The sequence below is a fragment of the Tessaracoccus yangjingae genome (genome assembly GCF_054483935.1).
Map to the genome: position 1 here is coordinate 679,937 of NZ_CM137014.1, position 16,013 is coordinate 695,949.

General features: G+C 66.5%; 17 protein-coding genes. 6 read left to right on the forward strand and 11 right to left on the reverse strand.

Annotation, left to right across the window (positions count from 1 at the left end):
- Position 1: 1 nt before the first annotated feature.
- Positions 2 to 895 carry a helix-turn-helix transcriptional regulator gene (locus ACX1D3_RS02955; protein WP_458995495.1) on the reverse strand — a complete coding sequence of 298 codons (894 nt, stop codon included), beginning with the start codon at positions 893 to 895 and terminating at the stop codon, positions 2 to 4.
- A gap of 135 nt (positions 896 to 1,030) precedes the next feature.
- Between ACX1D3_RS02955 and ACX1D3_RS02960 the strand changes: the two genes are divergently transcribed.
- The 6 genes from ACX1D3_RS02960 to ACX1D3_RS02985 all read left to right on the forward strand — a co-directional run bounded on the left by ACX1D3_RS02960 (position 1,031) and on the right by ACX1D3_RS02985 (position 5,149).
- The gene (locus ACX1D3_RS02960) at positions 1,031 to 1,369 is read left to right on the forward strand and encodes a carboxymuconolactone decarboxylase family protein (RefSeq protein ID WP_458995496.1); all 339 of its coding nucleotides are present in this window, start codon (positions 1,031 to 1,033) and stop codon (positions 1,367 to 1,369) included.
- A gap of 287 nt (positions 1,370 to 1,656) precedes the next feature.
- Positions 1,657 to 2,046 (forward strand): DUF2255 family protein, encoded by a 390-nt coding sequence (locus ACX1D3_RS02965; protein WP_458995497.1) that lies wholly within the window; start codon positions 1,657 to 1,659, stop codon positions 2,044 to 2,046.
- Positions 2,047 to 2,298: 252 nt separating this feature from the next.
- On the forward strand, positions 2,299 to 2,685 hold the full coding sequence (locus tag ACX1D3_RS02970) for a hypothetical protein (RefSeq protein WP_458995498.1): 387 nt from the start codon (positions 2,299 to 2,301) through the stop codon (positions 2,683 to 2,685).
- Positions 2,686 to 3,238: 553 nt separating this feature from the next.
- Positions 3,239 to 3,640 carry a type II toxin-antitoxin system VapC family toxin gene (locus ACX1D3_RS02975; protein WP_458995499.1) on the forward strand — a complete coding sequence of 134 codons (402 nt, stop codon included), beginning with the start codon at positions 3,239 to 3,241 and terminating at the stop codon, positions 3,638 to 3,640.
- Between the two features lie 197 nt (positions 3,641 to 3,837).
- Positions 3,838 to 4,461 (forward strand): hypothetical protein, encoded by a 624-nt coding sequence (locus ACX1D3_RS02980; RefSeq protein WP_458995500.1) that lies wholly within the window; start codon positions 3,838 to 3,840, stop codon positions 4,459 to 4,461.
- On the forward strand, positions 4,451 to 5,149 hold the full coding sequence (locus tag ACX1D3_RS02985; protein WP_458995501.1) for a hypothetical protein: 699 nt from the start codon (positions 4,451 to 4,453) through the stop codon (positions 5,147 to 5,149). Before ACX1D3_RS02980 ends, ACX1D3_RS02985 begins: the two co-directional genes overlap by 11 nt.
- Positions 5,150 to 5,395: 246 nt before the next feature.
- On the opposite strand, the gene ACX1D3_RS02990 is transcribed toward ACX1D3_RS02985, so the two are convergent.
- From ACX1D3_RS02990 to ACX1D3_RS03035, 10 genes are all read right to left on the reverse strand, one after another.
- Positions 5,396 to 5,926, reverse strand: a complete 531-nt coding sequence (locus tag ACX1D3_RS02990) for a hypothetical protein (protein WP_458995502.1) — start codon at positions 5,924 to 5,926, stop codon at positions 5,396 to 5,398.
- A gap of 119 nt (positions 5,927 to 6,045) precedes the next feature.
- On the reverse strand, positions 6,046 to 6,633 hold the full coding sequence (locus ACX1D3_RS02995; protein ID WP_458995503.1) for a 3'-5' exonuclease: 588 nt from the start codon (positions 6,631 to 6,633) through the stop codon (positions 6,046 to 6,048).
- Between the two features lie 700 nt (positions 6,634 to 7,333).
- Positions 7,334 to 7,981, reverse strand: coding sequence for a transaldolase family protein (locus ACX1D3_RS03000; RefSeq protein ID WP_458995504.1), 648 nt, complete (start codon positions 7,979 to 7,981; stop codon positions 7,334 to 7,336).
- Positions 7,982 to 8,039: 58 nt separating this feature from the next.
- A complete protein-coding gene (locus ACX1D3_RS03005) occupies positions 8,040 to 9,023 on the reverse strand; it encodes an ABC transporter permease (protein ID WP_458995505.1) in 984 nt (327 codons plus the stop codon).
- The gene (locus tag ACX1D3_RS03010) at positions 9,020 to 10,543 is read right to left on the reverse strand and encodes a sugar ABC transporter ATP-binding protein (protein ID WP_458995506.1); all 1,524 of its coding nucleotides are present in this window, start codon (positions 10,541 to 10,543) and stop codon (positions 9,020 to 9,022) included. Before ACX1D3_RS03010 ends, ACX1D3_RS03005 begins: the two co-directional genes overlap by 4 nt.
- Positions 10,544 to 10,561: 18 nt before the next feature.
- Positions 10,562 to 11,554 (reverse strand): sugar ABC transporter substrate-binding protein, encoded by a 993-nt coding sequence (locus ACX1D3_RS03015; RefSeq protein WP_458995507.1) that lies wholly within the window; start codon positions 11,552 to 11,554, stop codon positions 10,562 to 10,564.
- 73 nt (positions 11,555 to 11,627) lie between these two features.
- Positions 11,628 to 12,833, reverse strand: coding sequence for an anhydro-N-acetylmuramic acid kinase (locus ACX1D3_RS03020; RefSeq protein ID WP_458995508.1), 1,206 nt, complete (start codon positions 12,831 to 12,833; stop codon positions 11,628 to 11,630).
- An 85-nt stretch (positions 12,834 to 12,918) separates the two neighbouring features.
- Positions 12,919 to 13,944 carry a LacI family DNA-binding transcriptional regulator gene (locus ACX1D3_RS03025; protein WP_458995509.1) on the reverse strand — a complete coding sequence of 342 codons (1,026 nt, stop codon included), beginning with the start codon at positions 13,942 to 13,944 and terminating at the stop codon, positions 12,919 to 12,921.
- Positions 13,945 to 14,212: 268 nt separating this feature from the next.
- Positions 14,213 to 14,362 (reverse strand): hypothetical protein, encoded by a 150-nt coding sequence (locus ACX1D3_RS03030; protein WP_458995510.1) that lies wholly within the window; start codon positions 14,360 to 14,362, stop codon positions 14,213 to 14,215.
- A gap of 127 nt (positions 14,363 to 14,489) precedes the next feature.
- Entirely contained in the window at positions 14,490 to 16,007 is a 1,518-nt protein-coding gene (locus ACX1D3_RS03035) for an FAD-dependent oxidoreductase (protein ID WP_458995511.1), read from the reverse strand.
- Between the last annotated feature and the right edge of the window lie 6 nt (positions 16,008 to 16,013).

Consider the following 16,013-nt stretch of genomic DNA (forward strand, 5'->3'; position numbering starts at 1 on the left):
GTCACTTCTCCTCGATGGTGGTCGGGTGCCCGTCGACGGGCGATTCCGCGCGGGGCGTGGCGGCGAGGCTGGCCAGCAGCTTCAGCCGCTCCTCGCTGGCCGATCCGGGCTCGGCGGTGTAGATGAGGAACGACAGCCCCGGCTCGGCGGTCAGCTCCATCCCCTCGTAGGTCAGGGTGAGGTCGCCGACCTCGTGGTGGTGGAAGTTCTTGGTGCCCGAGCCGTGGCGGCGCACATTGTGCGCGCCCCACCGCGTGCGGAACGCGTCGGAGCACGTGGACAGCTCCCCGATCAGGTCGTGCAGCGCCTTGTCGCGCGGATCCCGGCCCGCCTCGGTGCGCAGGATCGACACGGTGATGTCCGCGGCCATCTCCCAGGCGGGGTAGAACGCCTTCGCCCGCTCGTCGAGGAAGCAGAACCGGGCCAGGTTCCCCTTCCCCGGGCCATCGAGGACCTCGTCGTAGAAGGCCCGGCCCAGGGCATTCGTCGCCAGGAGGTCCATCCGGCCGTTGCGCACGAACGCAGGTCCGTGGGCGATGACGTCCAGCGCCCGGGTCAGGCTGTCCCGTGCCACCCACTTCTTGGGCCGGCGTTTGCGCACGGGCTGGGCCGCGCCGTTGGCCGACCGGGCGAGGTCGAACAGGTACTCGCGCTCGGCGTCGTCGAGCTGCAGCGCCCGGGCTATCGCCTCGAGGACCGCGTCGGAGACCCCGAACAGGTTGCCCCGCTCGATCTTGGCGTAGTACTCCGGGCTGACGTCGGCGAGCATCGCGACCTCGCTGCGCCTCAGTCCCGCGACGCGGCGGTGCCCGGAGGCGGCCAACCCGGCGTCCTCGGGGCTGATGTTCGCGCGGCGGGACATGAGGAACTCCCGCGCCTCGTTCCTGTTCTCCATGCCTTCAACGGTAATTCGATCAGTGTTCCGGAGGGAGTCTCCGCTGGTACACCCTTCGCTGGAGACTCCCTCGCGGCGCGCATCCGCGCTGTCATAGACAGCATCCGACAAATCGACGATTGAAAGGAAACGATCATGAGCAACGAGGAGCAGACGACCGGCTGGGCCGGCGGGAAGAACGCCTTCGGCGACTTCGCCCCCGGGATGGTCCACTACACCGACGAGGTCCTCTTCGACCAGGTGTGGGAGCGCGAGGGCCTGCCCAAGCGCGACCGCAGCCTGATCACCGTCGCCGCGCTCACGGCGACCGGCAAGATGGACCAGCTGCAGTTTCATCTCGCCTTCGCCCGGCAAAACGGCGTCACCGACGAGGAGCTCAAGGAGGCCCTGCTGCACCTGGCATTCTACTCGGGCTGGCCCAACGGCATGGGCGCGACGACCGTGCTGAAGAGCATCGTCGAGGGCCAGGACTGAGCCATCCGCGCACGACAGCGAGAACGAGCGCCGCCGACCCGTCGGCTGCTTCCGGCCAGCCGACACCAGGCAGAGCGACTTGTCACGCTGGTCGTCTGCACCCTGGCGTTCTTTGCGGCAGGCGTCGCGGTGCTGACCGGCGGCGCGGCGCTGCTCCTGCGCCGGCCACGGAGCCGTCGCGCCGATGAGGACGCCGCGTGCCCCCGGCCACCGCCTTCGGGCGGCCGCGTCCTCCACGCACATCCCGTCCAACGCCCCGAACACACCGACAGAAGGAGAACACCCCAATGAGCACCTGGCCCACCGACGTCATCGAGCAGATCGCCGTCACCGACGACTTCCACATCGCCCCGTACCGAGCCGACGGCAAGACCACCGGGACGCTGACCTGGATCTGGTCGGTTGTCGTCGACGGACGGCTGTTCGTGCGCGCCTACAACGGCCCCGACGGCCGCTGGTACCGGTCCGCCATCGCGCAGCGCGCCGGGATGATCACCGCCGCCGGGCACCAGCACGAGGTCGAGTTCACCCCGATCGAGGACCGGCAGCTGAACGACAGGATCGACGCCGCGTACAACGAGAAGTACGCCGGCAGCCCGTACCTGCCGCCAATGGTCGCCGCCGGCCCCAAGGCCGCCACCGTCGAAGTCATCCCCAGACTCGGTTCGCAGTCCTGAGCAGCCCGCCGAACCGCCCACCGACTGATTGAAGAAGTCCCGTCCAGATGAGATCCAAGCACGCTGCGCTCGTCTCGGTATGCCTATGCCGACCAAGCCCGCTCGTCCAGGTTCATCGCATCCGACCCGACCCTGACCTTCACCCGGTACGGCGACGCCCGCTTCTGCGCCCGCGTCGGCCTTCACCAAGATGCCGAGCGTGACGAGGAGGGCAACTTCCACGAGGTCGAGCCGTACTTCACCGACCTGACGATGTTCGGACCCTCGGCAGAACGGGCGCACGAGACCTACCAGAAGGGCGACTTCATCGCCCAGGGCCAGGTCCGCACGTACACGCAGAACGTCGACGGCGAGCAGGTTGAGCGGGAGCAGTTCCGGGCCAGCACGATCGGCCCGAACGGCAACATCACCCGCTTCAGCATCGACTGCACACCGTGCGAGCGGGAGACCCCGGCCGTCGACGCCACCGCGCGCGAAGGCACCGGCCAGGAGACCCGGGCCGCGGACGCCGAGGCGGTCGAGAAGGAGCCCGCCGACCCGGTGGCGGACGTGCTTGCCCAGCGCGAGTCACAGCTCGCCCCCGAACCTGCCACGGTCCGGGCCGGGCCGGCGCAGGAGCGGGAGGCCGTCGCCCGATGACCACCGGATGGGCCATGCGGGGCGACCAGAAGCCTGTCCGCCCCGCACCGTTCGGTCCGACGTGCCGGTGAGGAGGAGACCGTCATGAACACGACACCGCACGAGCCCGGAGGAACCCGGCGGCAGCGAGACGCCGGGGCGGCGGGGGTGCCCCGGATCTGGAGAGCCTGCCGCCCGGGGTGCGGCAGCAGGTCAAGCGGATGGTCCAGGCCGAGTATGCCAAGGACCTGCGTAACCAGCTCGGCACCATGCCCCGCACCATCAACTGGGATGCCCTGAGCCCGGAGGACCTCGAACAGGAACTCCTCGCGCTGAACGAATGGGTGGACTGGCTCCCGCACACCTACGGGCAGCCGCCGCAGATCATCCCGCCCATGTGGCACCGCCATCCCGAACTGCTCTGGGAGCTTTCCGAGCTGCGACAGCACTGGCTGATCTGCTACGACCAGCGGGCCCGCCCAGCCGACGTTGGACGAGGTGTTAGCCAGGGCCGGCGGGCGTGCCGGTGGATCGCTGCCGCTGGCCGACGCGGTGAGCGCGTTGCGGTCCGATCGTGCTCGTCATTGACGCCAGCGTCCTGGCCGTCGCCCTGCTCGACGACGGCCAGGACGGTGACACAGTGCGAGACAGGCTGCGCGGCGAACAACTCGCCGCGCCCGCACTGATCGATCTTGAAGTGGCGTCGGTGTGGCGCGGCCTGGCCCGCGGCGGGCACCTGGATCCGCGCCGGGTCGGGCTCGCCCTCGACGACCTGCAGGATCTGCCACTCCAGCGCGTCGAGCACACCTCGCTTCTGTTGCGCTGTTGGGAACTGCGCGACAACCTCACGGTCTATGACGCCGCCTACGTTGCCCTCGCCGAAGCACTCCAAGTGCCCCTGCTCACCGGCGACGGGCGCCTCTCGAGATCCGCTGGCCCACGCTGCACCATCGAGGTCATCAAGACCCCTCGCTGACGCCACGGCCACTCCGCGCCGCGGCGACTTCCGGACGCTACGCCTGGACGCGCGAATCCTCGAGGTTGCACTTCATGGGACAGCATCAGGCTGGACCGTGGCCCGGTTAGGCCCGTCCTCCGGCGGACACGTGAAGCGTCCCTCCGCTCCGGCAGATTGACACATATCATCCTGAATGGGACGATATGTGTATGCGAGTGACGGTCTCAGATGCCGCCGGCGAGGCCGGGGTGACCACCCATCAGGTCCGCGCCGCGTTGCGCGACGGCACCCTGCAGGCCCGCCATGCATTCGGCCGCGAACCGGTCCTCGACGACATCGCCGTCATCGCCTGGAAACGCTCACGCTCCCGGGGTCGACGCTGGAGTCACCGCGCCACCCAGGCAGCCCTGGACCTGCTCAGCACCGGTACCACCACCAAGTTCACCGGTTCCGAACTGAGCCGGCTCCGGCGGGTCCTGCGCACCGCCACACCCAACCACCTCGCGTATCTTGCCGGCGGGCTGGGCGGCACTTGGGCCAGGTACCGCGCCCTCGAGACAGTGAGAGGACTCCCCCCGATCGGCCCATCAGCGGCCAGCGACATCATCGGGTTCGATATCGCCGGTCCTCGCAGGGTTTCCTTCGTGGAGGTCGAGGACCTCAACGACTTCGAAACCCGCGCTCTCGTCGCCCCCGACGGAGAAGGGGACCTCGGCGTCGTCGAGCGGCGACCCGACCGGCGAGTCGCCCGCATCCTGCTCGACACCTACCTGCTCGGCGACAGCCGCGAATCATCCGCCGCAGCACAGGCACTCAGCGAGCGCGCACATGACCTCTGACCCGTTCAACCTGCTCGACGAGATCGTCAACGTCCTGCCGCCAGCCCACTGGATGCTGGTCGGCGGGCTGATGGTCCACGCCCACGCCACCCTGGCCGGGGTCGGAATCAACCGCCCCACCCTGGACGCCGACATCGTCGTGGAGGTCATGACCGCCGGCAGTTACTCGGCAGCGGCGAAAGCCATCCAACAACTGGGGTTCGAGCCGCACGATCCCGTCAACCCCGACGCCCCCAGCTACCGTTTCGACCGCGAAGCCGACCGGATCGACCTGATGGTCCAGGACAGGAGAAGGGCTGTGCGGTTCCGGAGGAGGACCGTGTTGCAGGTGCCCGCCTCGGACTCGGCCTTGAAGAACACGCAGAGCTTTGTCCTGCCTTCCGGCTCGACCATCCGCATCCCCACCCTGGCCGGTGCGCTCGCGCTCAAAGGCGCGGCCTGCGCCACCTCATCGCCCAACCCGATCCGCCACGCACAAGACGGCGTCGTCCTACTCGCCTGCGCCGACGCCCTCGGCGTGCCCACCTTCTCCAAGTCACAGACCAAACACATCAACCGGCTTCTCCAGGATCTGAACAACATTGAGGCATGGAGCCTCGCCGGTCCGGCAGAGGTTCGCCGGGCACTGCGCGCGGTGAAAGCCATCCGCCCCGACTGGGACACTCCCGCATTCCTCGCGTCCGGCTAGCGACTCGGCGCCGGGGCTGTTCCCAGTGTCGCTCCGAGCGTCCTGTGTCTTCAGTTCACGCTGCGACGGGGGTTGGAGTGAGTCGTGGGCTCCAGGCCTTTCGTCGTGAGCGTCGATGGGGAGCTCGGCGATTGTGGAGTTCGCTCGCGCCGGAGGCGCGTTCTAAGTTGAGTCCCTGATAATGGTGTAGCCCTGGTGGCCGTGACCGTCGGAGATGACGGCACCGTCCACCGACCCCCATGGTGGTCAGTCAGCGCTAGCCTCAAGGCGAGCGATGAGCTTCGCGAACGCCGCCTCGTCGACAATCGGCACACCGTATGAGCGCGCCTTCGTAGCCTTGCCGCTGAGCGAGTCCGGATCCGCGGCCACGAGGAGCTTCGTCAACCTCGCCAGCCCGGCAGGCTGCAGCCCGACTCCACGCGCACGCGCCTCCCACACTGAGCGTTCCACGCGCATCTCGCCCGTGAACGTAACGCGATCCCCGACCTTCAACGAGATGCCAGAAATGACAAGACCGTCGGCGCCACCGTCGACGGCCGCACCTGCCAAGGCGTCGTCAACGTCGTGCTGCGCCAATCCGAGGCACGCGGCCGCCCGATCCAGTTCTGATCGTTCGTCGGCGCTGAGGATTCCATCCTCAAGCGCGACGGCGGCCATCGCGTGGAGGTACTCCGCGTGGAGCGCCAACACCTGCGGCCTGCTCAAGGCCGAGGACTGCGCCGCCTCCACAAGCTGATCCTGCTCGTGGAGTGACAGGTAGCCGTCGAGCATGGCCATCTCGAGTAGCGCGAGGTATGAGTCGACCCGCGAGTCGGCCGAACGCGGCATCCGCGCGACGATCCGGTCGAGCCACCCGTCGGCCCGTTCCGGCTGGCGATCTGCCCGCACCTTGTAGGTCAGCGTGTGCGCTGCCCGTTGGGGTGCGGGCCAGCGGAAGGCCCGGGCAGCGCTGATCTCGTCCGCCCACATCGGCCGCCCACCACATCGGTCCGGTAGTTGGCGAGGAGTTGCGCCGTGGCGAAGGCGTCCCCCAGGGCGCTGTGCTCCCCGTCGATCTCAATGCCCGCGCTGGCGCAGCAATCGCGCAGGCGGCGGCTCGATCCCGGGAGGAACGCTCCGGACCAGTGCATGGTGCACACCGACGGCGGTGTCCGCTCCCCCACCGCATAGCCCGCGCGCTCCAGCTCCGTCGCCAGGAACCGCATGTCGAAGCTCGCGTTGTGCGCTGTCACGATCCTGCCGGCAACCGCATCGAGTAGCGCCGGAGCGACATCATCGAACGTCGGCGCGCTCAGCACGTCCTTCGCGGTGATTCCGTGGATGCTCGAGGCGCCGACATCCCGTTGGGGATTGACAAGCGTGCTCCACGCGTCGTACACCTCCCCCTCGTGACTGACCTTCACGACGCCGATCTCGACGATCCTGTCGCCGTGGCGCGGGCTGAGTCCCGTGGTTTTGAAGTCAATGACGGTGTAGCCGGCCATTCATCCCCCTTGAGTAGGCGCCATCAACCTAGCCAGGGGCCAACACAGCTCCTGGCCCAGGGTCGCACAACCTGCCCTAGCCTGCCGCGCTCCTACGCCCGGAGGTACAGAAGAGCGTCGTGAAGAGGTCTGCGACCAGCCTCGTCCCCCGGCTCGCCTTCTCCGATTGAGTTGTGTGCTGACGCACGTTGACAGGCGGACGTTCCGGCCCGGGTGCTATGGGCGGCACTTGGGTCTGATACCGCGCCCTCGAGACAGTGAGCGGACTCCCCCGATCGGCCCATCAGCAGCCAGCGACATCATCCGGTTCGACATCGCCGGTCCACGCAAGGTGTCCTTCGTGGAGGTCGAGGACCTCAACGACTTCGAAACCCCCGCCCTAGTCGCCCCCGACGGAGAAGGGGACCTCGGCGTCGTCGAGCGGCGACCCGACCGCATCGTGCCCCACCCTGGACGCCGACATCGTCGTAGAGGTCATGACCGCCGGCAGCTACTCGGCAGCGGCGAAAGCCATCCAACAACTAGGGTTCGAGCCGCACGACCCCGTCAACCCCCACGCCCCGAGCTACCGTTTCGACCGCGAAGCCGACCGGATCGACCTGATGGTCCAGGACAGGAGAAGGGCTGTGCGGTTCCGGAGGAGGACCGTGTTGATGTTCGAGTGCTCTACGCACTCCCTGTCAACTACATCCTCAGGGTGCTACTTGGTTGCGAGCTGCTGGAAGTTGGCGACTGCGGCCTGCGTGATGTCGTCTTCGAAGAACGAATGCCAGACGGAGGGTCCCATGGTGAAGTGGCGGACTCCGGCTTGGGCGAGGCGCAGGACCTGTTCCGGTCGGCGGAGACTCCCTGCGAGCAGCTGGGTGCTGGCGTCGAGCCCGTTCAGAGCAGATTGGATGGCCAGGGCGGACTCCATGCCGTCGCGGCCGGCTGCGTCCATGCGGCCGACGAAGGGGGCAAGGAAGGTCGCGTTTGCGAGCACGACTGGAAGAACCTGTGGGCTGTCGTGGACGGCAGTGACGAGCACCTCACCCTCGCCGGCCAGCTCGCGAGCCGCTTCCACGCCTGCAGACGAGTAGGGGACCTTGACCACCACACGAGGGCTCATCTGACGGAACTGCCGGCCGAGCTCGATCATGTCGAGCGCGCTCTCCCCCCATGCCTGGACAAAGACCCGCTCGGCGCCGGCCGCGGTTGTCCAGCGGATGAGGTCCGGGATGTTGAGCGACGTCAGGCCAGCCTTCTCAAGGATGGCAGGGTTCGTTGTGACCCCGGAGAAGAGGCCTGTGGCGAGGAGTTCCTCGACGTCGGACTGGACTGCGGAATCGATGTAGTAGTGAATGGGCATGTGGGTCTCCTGTTCAATGTGGGGATCGCGAGCGTTGCGTGGAGGGCGAGGGGACAGCTCAGGAATCGGCGCGGGCACGGGTGTCCATGACGACGGCCACGACGATGATCAGGCCCTTCACCACCATCTGCCAGTAGCTGGAGACGTTGAGCAGAGTCAGGCCGTTGCTCAGGACGGCCACCAAGATGCAACCGATCACGGTGCCGCTGATCCTGCCTCGTCCTCCGGCGAGGCTGGTGCCGCCCAGGACGACGGCGGCGATTGCATCGAGTTCTAGGCCGGTTCCCATCGATGGTTGGCCCGAGCCGAGGCGAGCGGTCAGGATGGCGCCGGCGAGACCGCTGAGTACGCCGGTCAGAACGTAGACCCCGCCGACTGTGAGCGCGACTGGCAGTCCTGTCCATCGGGCCGCGATCTCGTTGCCGCCCACTGCGTAGGTGTAGCGGCCGAACTTCGTCTTGCGCAGAATGAGGGCACCGATCGCGACGGTGATGGCCATGATCCAGACGGGGACAGGGATCCCCATGAGGTAGCCGACGCCCATCATGGTGAACGTTGGGTCCTGGGCGGGGATGGGGCTGCCGTTGGTGTAGATGTAGCCGAACCCGCGAAATGCCTGCATGGCTGCGAGGGTGGTGATGAATCCGGCGATCCGGAACCTTGCGGTGACGAAGCCATTCACCGTCCCGGCCAGAAGTCCGACCCCCAGTGCGGCGCCGACGGCGAGAGCCGGGGATCCGGTCTTCGACAGGACGTCGGCTGCCATGACGCCGGAGAAGGCCACGATTGCCCCGACTGACAGGTCGATGCCGCCGCTGATGATGACGAACGTCATGCCGACGGCGACGATCGTGGTGACGGCCATCTGTCTGACCACATTCATCAGATTGGACACGGTGAGGAAGTACTCGCTGGTGAGCGTGAACGCCAGCATCACCACGAGGAGGGCTGCGATCAGCGCGAACTGGCGAAGATGGGCTACCGAGAACCCGCTCGAGGGCTCAGTCACGACGGCGGTGGTCGTGTCTGTGGTGGCGCTCACGCTATTGCTCCCATCGCGTGCCGGAGCAGCGCTTCGTCGTTGAGGTCATGGTTCATTCCTTCGTAGGTGACGGCGCCTTCGCGCATCACGACTACGCGGTCGCTGAGCATCCGGATCTCCTCGCTCTCGGAAGAGATGACGAGGATGGACATGCCTTGGTCGGCGAGCAGTCGGATCTGCTCGTAGATGTCTTGTTTCGCGCCAACGTCGACGCCTTTGGTGGGCTCGTCGAGGATCAGCACAGTGGGATCGAGCGCCAGCCACTTGGCCAGTACGATCTTCTGTTGGTTGCCGCCGCTCAGGCGCCCGGTCTCCTGGTGAGGGCCGCGGGCGACGATGCCGAGGCCCTTGGAGTATCTGGCCCAGAGGTCGGCATCGTCCCTCCTGGATCGGGTCAGCACGGGCCAGCGCCTGAGTCCTGCCAGTTCGAGGTTGCGCAGATTCGACAGCCCGAGCACGAGGCCGCCCACCTTGCGCTCTTCAGGAACGAGGCCGAGCCCGGCCGCGGCGGCCTTGGCCGGGGAGCCCGGTGGCAGAGCCTTGCCGGCCACGGCGACGCTGCCGGACTGATAGTGATCGATCCCGAACACGGCTCGAGCCAGTTCGGTGCGTCCTGCTCCGACGAGCCCGAACAGGCCCACCACCTCACCCCGGTGGAGTGTCAGTGACACTCCGTGCAAGTGAGCGTTGGACAGGTTCTTCACCACAAGGGTCGCAGGGCCTCTGGTCTGCTCGTGGCTTTCATCGACGAGCCGGGCGGAGTATCGCTGCAGATCGCGCCCGATCATCATCCGCACCAGGGCGTCACGATTGATGTCGCCTGTAAGGACGGAGTCGACGTACGCACCGTCGCGCATCACGGTGATGCGGTCGGTGAGGGCGAAGATCTCGTCCATTCGGTGCGAGATGTAGACGATGGCCACGCCCTGCTCACGAAGCCCGCGCAGGATGCCCATGAGGTTGGAGGCCTCGGCGGCGCTCAGAGAAGTGGTGGGTTCGTCGAGGATGATCACGCGAGCGCCGGAGGACAGTGCCCGGGCGATCTCAACGAGTTGCTTCTTGGCTGTCGGCAGGGTCCGGACAAGGGCCGTCGGGCTGACCGTCTCGAGCCCCACCATGGTGAGCGCCTCCCTCGCCTTTCGCCGGGCGTCGGCGTCGTCGATGAGCCCGAATCGCGTCGACTCGCCCCCGAGGGCGATGTTCTCGCTGACGGTCAGGTCATCAAGCAGGATGAGCTCCTGGTGGACGATCGAGATCCCATGTGCACCCGCAGTCTTGGGGTCAAGCGAATGCACGTCCTCCATCTCCCCACTTCGGTGCGCGATACGCAGGGTGCCAGCGTCCCTGGAGTAGACGCCGACGAGGATCTTCATGAGCGTCGACTTCCCAGCCCCGTTGGCGCCCATGAGCGCGTGAATCTCGCCGGCGGCGATCCGAATTGTCCCGTCGCGGAGGACACGCACGCCCGAGAACGACTTCTCGACGCCCGCCATCTCCACCAGGAGCTCCCCAGCCATCATCAGTCCTTCCCTAGACCATCACTCGCTGTCAGAGGCGTAAGCCGCTTCGCGGTCGATGAACTCCTGGACGTTGTCCTTGGTCACGAGTGCGATCGGGGCCGACTCGTGATCTGCAATGTCCTCACCCTGGAGCTTCTCGTGCATCAGCTGTAGCGCGATGTAGCCCATCTGATACGGGTCCTGGGCGATGGTCGCGCGGATTGCCGTGTCGTCGTTGATCGCGCTCAGGAGGTCTGGGGTGGCGTCAACCCCGACGATGAGCAGATCGAGCCCGCGGGCCTGAACTGCGCTCAGTGCACCCATGGCACTGGACTCATTCACCCCGTATACGGCGTCGAGCTCTGGGTTGGCCTCCAGGATGTTCTCCGCGGAGGCGAGGGCAGTCTCACGCTGCATGCCGTCGCCGGCGTTGGCGACCAACTCGATGCCGGGATGCTCCTTGAGCGCCTCAACGAAGCCCTCCTCGCGCTGTGCCGTCGACGTGACGGTGGGCAGGCCGATCAGTGCCACCTTCCCTTCGCCGCCCAGCTCCTCCGCGATGTAGTCGGCGGCATCGCGGCCGATCTGCTTGTTGTCAGATTCGACGAAGGAGGTGACTTCGGCGCCGATGACGTTGATGTCGACGGGGATGACGGGCACGTCCGCGTTGAGCACGTTCTGGACGGCGTTGGTGAGACCCGCAGAGTCCACAGGGTTGACCAGTAGCCCGTCGATGTCCTGCTGGAGCAGGTCCTCGATCTGCTGGACCTGGGTCTCCACCTTGTAGTCGGCGCTCATGACCTTGAGGCTGATGCCCGCCTCCTCGGCGTACTTCTCCGCTCCGCGCTGCATGGCTACGAAGAACGGGTGGACACTCTGGCCGAAGGAGAAGGCGACGGTGTAGTCGCCGTCGCTCGCCGCCGCGGTCTCGGAGGTGGTGGTTGACGAACCGGGGCCTTCGGTGGTGCAGGCCGCGAGGGTGAGGGCCAGAATGCTGGCGCTGAGCAGGGACAGTGTCTTCTTCACAGACATGGGGGTGCACTTCCTCTTCGTTGAACGGTGCTTGGTGGGAGGGGGAGTCGGGGGATGGATGGTGGCCAGGGGGTCAGATGCCGCGAGCCGCCCGAGGCGGGGTGACCCGCTTGCCGAGGACTGCGAAGGATGAGGCCCCGCTGGCGGCGGGGATGTTGTTGGCGAGATCGTTGATGTTGGCGAATGCCAGCGTGCCGAACTTGATGGCCTCCTTGAACGGGGCCGGAATACCAAACTCGTCAGACGTGGTCAGGCGGAGCGACTCCGGCAGGTGCGCGGCGAGGCGCTCCATCAGGAAGCCGTTCCGCACGCCGCCGCCGCTCGCGATCAGTGCCTGCATGCGCCCGAGGTCGGGCACATGGTCCACGATCGAGCGAGTGATCGCGATCGCGGTGAACTCGGTGAAGGTCGCCACCAGGTCCGCGGTGCTGTTCGAAGCGAATCGGTCGAGGGCGGAGTCGGCGTACTTTGAGCCGAAGTCGAGGCGCCAAGCGCTGCGTGGGACTGCGCGCTTGAAGAACTCGTGCTCGACGAGTTCGTCGAGCAGCGGTTGCACGATCGTTCCGGTGCGGGCCAGAGCCCCGTCAGCGTCGTAGGCCTTGCCTTCAAGTCGCTTCATGGTGTGGTCGATCATCACGTTGCCGGGGCCGGTGTCGAACGCCATCATCTTCGAGCGGTCGGCGTCGGCCAACTGGCAGTTGGCGATGCCTCCGATATTGAGCGTGAGGACTGGGCCGACGTCCCGGAACGCGACGAAGTCCAGGTACTGCATCAGCGGAGCGCCCGTGCCACCCAGGGCGTGGTCCACGGGCCTGAACTGCGTGACGACGTAGGTGTTCGTCTCGACCGCGACGACCGAGGGTTCTCCGATCTGCATGCCTGCACCGAAGATGCCTTCGTGCCATCGCTCGACCGTGCCCATTGCGCGCCCCTCCTCGAGGCGGGCGTGGACAGGCGGCTCCTGGTAAATGGTCTGGCCGTCGAAGCCGACCACCGCCACATCCTCACCGCTGAGACCGAGCTCCTGCATGATGCCCTTCGCGGCGTTGGCGTAGACCGCTCCGGCCTCGTAGTTGATCCTCGTCATCTCGAAGAGGCTCACCTCATTCTCGAAGGAGGCCAGCACGCGCTCAGCCACTTCGGCGGGCCACTCGTAGCTCCGCCCTGCCAGGAACGTCGGTTTGGTGGGGTGCCCGTCCTCCGCGAGCTCGATCTCCAGGGCGACAGCGTCCACGCCGTCGAACGACGAGCCGCTGTTGATGCCGATGACTACAGCCATAGTTGTTTCCTCTCCACTTCACTGGGGTTGGGTCGGTTGATAGGGCCGACGCGCATCGCGCGGCCTGAGGGATGAGCTGATGGGTTCAGCGGGGCGGGCAGCCGCAAGACTCCCGCAGGATGAGCGTCGGCTCAGGCATGGGCGCCGACTCGGCGATGGCTCCGTCGTCGCCCGCTGCGAGAATCAGCGCGCCGGCGTGGCGACCGATGTCCCGGGTCTGTTGGTCTACGACAGAAATGGGCGTAGCGAGGGCCGATGCCCAGTCGAACTCGTCAAAACTGATCAGCCCGACGTCTCTCCCCACGACGCGCCCCGCGTCCCGCAGAGCCTTGACCGCCCCGATCAGCAGATGCTCGTTCGACGTATAGAGGGCATCCATCGCGCTTCCTGCCTCAGACGCCAGATACTGACGCATGGCGAGATAAGCCGAGTCGATCGAGTTCGAGCCTTCAACCACGTCGATGGATGCACCGCACTCCTGGGCGGCGATGACGATGCCGCGCTCGCGTCCGAGGCGTGTTGGCCAGCCGGCGTTGTGGCCGAGATAGGCCCAGTGTTGATAGCCGTGTCCATGGAAATGCCGGCCCACCTCGACGCTTATCGTCTCTCCATTGCTCATGGCTGAAGCGAGTTCCGGGAACTCGTCAGGTGGGGTGCAGTCGACGAAGACCACAGGGATACGCCTGTCGAGAAGTCGCTCGAGATTGGACGGCTGGATGCGGTAGCTGAGGATGACCCCCGCCACCCGAAGTTGGAGCATCGTCTCGATGAACTCGTCTTCGCGGGACGTGCTGTAGAGCTCACCGTCGGTCGCATCCGTGGCCAGAGTGTGAAAGCCCGCAGGCCTGACGATGTCCTCAATGCCTGCTACGAGCTTGGCGTAGTAGACGTTCGCGGCGTTGGCCGTGAGAATCCCGACGATCCTCGCGTCCTCGCCACGGAGGAGCTGCGCTGCCCGGTTTGGGACGTATCCAAGACGATCGGCAACGGCCATCACCTTGTCGCGGGTGGCGTCCGACACCCCGTCCAGCCCGTTGAGAGCTCGGGAGGCACTGTAGACGGAGACCTCGGCCTCCTGGGCCACGCGCTTGAGGGTGACGAAACGAGTCATTGCTTCACTGCACTTCCTAATCGTTTAGGTAAAGCCTAGACGCGTCGTCCGCAGCTGTCTAGAGGGAGACCCTAATCGTTTTGGTAACAGTTCTATAACGCTCGCGCGGCTCGGCCCGCGGCTCCAGAGGCCAGCGCCCCGTAGCCGCCTCAAGCGATGCGAACACGAAGCAGGATCCAACCTGTGGACGGCCGACGCAGCCCTCCCCTCAGGTGCATGCGACTGAGGGGCTGGCCCCCCCATAAGACGGTGGAACTGGGGCCGTCAATCAGGCTGCGCGCGTGGCAAGTCGCCGTCCAGGGATGGCCGCCAGCAGTTCACGGGTGTACTCCTGCTGGGGCTGGTGGAAGATCTGTTCGGGCGCGCCGGACTCGACGATCTTGCCAGCCTGCATGACGTGGACCTGGTGAGAGATCATCCGCACGACGGCGAGGTCATGGCTGATGAACAGGTAGGTCAGTCCGAGGCGATTCTGCGCCGTGTGCTGACGACGTTGATGGGCGGAACCGCTTGTCGGCGGTCCCGCCCATCAACGTTCGGGCTGCTCAGAGCCGGGGAGCAGCGCCTACCAGCGCTCCAGGGAAGTACAGACCGGTGATCTTGCCGGCCTCCAGCGCTTCGCGGGTCCGGGTCTCGGCGAGGTCCTTCTCGCGGGCTGCCTTCTCCGGGTCACGACGCAGCGACGCCTTCTGCTCCAGAAGGACCTTCTCGACCGCGCTGTAGGGGACCTGGCGGGGCTGTTCGCCTCGCAATGCCGCTTGGCTGGCGAGCACGCCGGCCGCCTGCCCGATGCCCATGGCCCCGCCTTGGGTGCGCAGGGATCCGTGGGCTTCGTGGGTCGCGGAGATTGCTCGGCCGGCCATCACCAGTCCGTTGACGCGGATGGGGATGAGGGTTCGCATGGGGATGTCGTAGGAGTCTTCCGGGTCTGTCCAGACTCCCCCGCCGCCGTAGCCTTCCTTGCCCCTGAGGTTGTGGATGTCGATGGGGAAGTAGCCGCGCGCGATGACGTCGTCGAACTTCCTGCCGTGGAGGACATCTTCACCGGTGATGGTGTATTCGCCGGTGATGTGTCGCGACTCGCGGATGCCGATCTGGGTTCCGGTGCCGGCGAGGTAGGCGTGTTCGAAGCCGGGGATGTGCTTGACGAGGAACTGAGACAGGCTCATCACCTGGCGGCGGCCGTCGATTTCGCCTTCTGTGAGTGACTCCGCCGACCTGCCGTCGACGCCGGCGATGCGGGTGGAGTTGAAGTGCATCAGCCCTGGGTGGGTGGTGGTGAGGAACAGCAGCGAGTTGCGCCCGAGGTACAGTTCGCCGCTCTCCAGGCCTTGGCCGATGACGTCGAGGAAGCCTTGGCCGACGAAGTGCTCCTGCTGCAGGTCTGGCGAGTAGGGCTGGAGCGCAACCATTTCGGAGGCCCATTCGAAGTTGTCGAGGTGGGTGTCCATGTACTCCTTGAGCCGGTGGGTGTCCACGTTGGCCATGTCGAACATGAGTGTGGAGGGCTGTGAGACGCCCTGCTCGTTGCCGACGGTGTGCTCGGCGCCGGCCATGGCGGCCACGTCACCGTCACCGGTGGCATCGACGACGGCTCGGGCGGTGTAGACGCGTTTGCCGGACTTGTTGGCAACTTCGACTCCGCGGAGGGTGTCGCCGTCGACGACGACGTCGCTGACGAACGAGTGGAAGAGGATGTCGACGCCGGCTTCCTTGAGCATCTGGATGGCGGTCCACTTGTAGTGCTCGCGGTCGTAGAAGCCGAGGTAGGCCCCGCTGCCGTGCGGGTTGGTGCAGCGCAGATGCCCGGTGGAACCGCCTGCCTGACGCATCCGGTCGACGAACTCCTCGGGGATGCCGGCGATCACTCGTTCGTCGCCGAAGTGCATCGGTGAGATCGGGCCCAACCAGGCGGAGGTGGCCATGCCTCCGATGAAGCCGTACTTCTCGATGAGGAGGGTCCTTGCGCCGGCGCGGCCGGCGGCGATCGCGGCCATGTTGCCGGAGGGGCCGCCACCGCACACGATGACGTCGTAGTCGAACTCTGCTGTCTGGTTGCTCACGTGCTG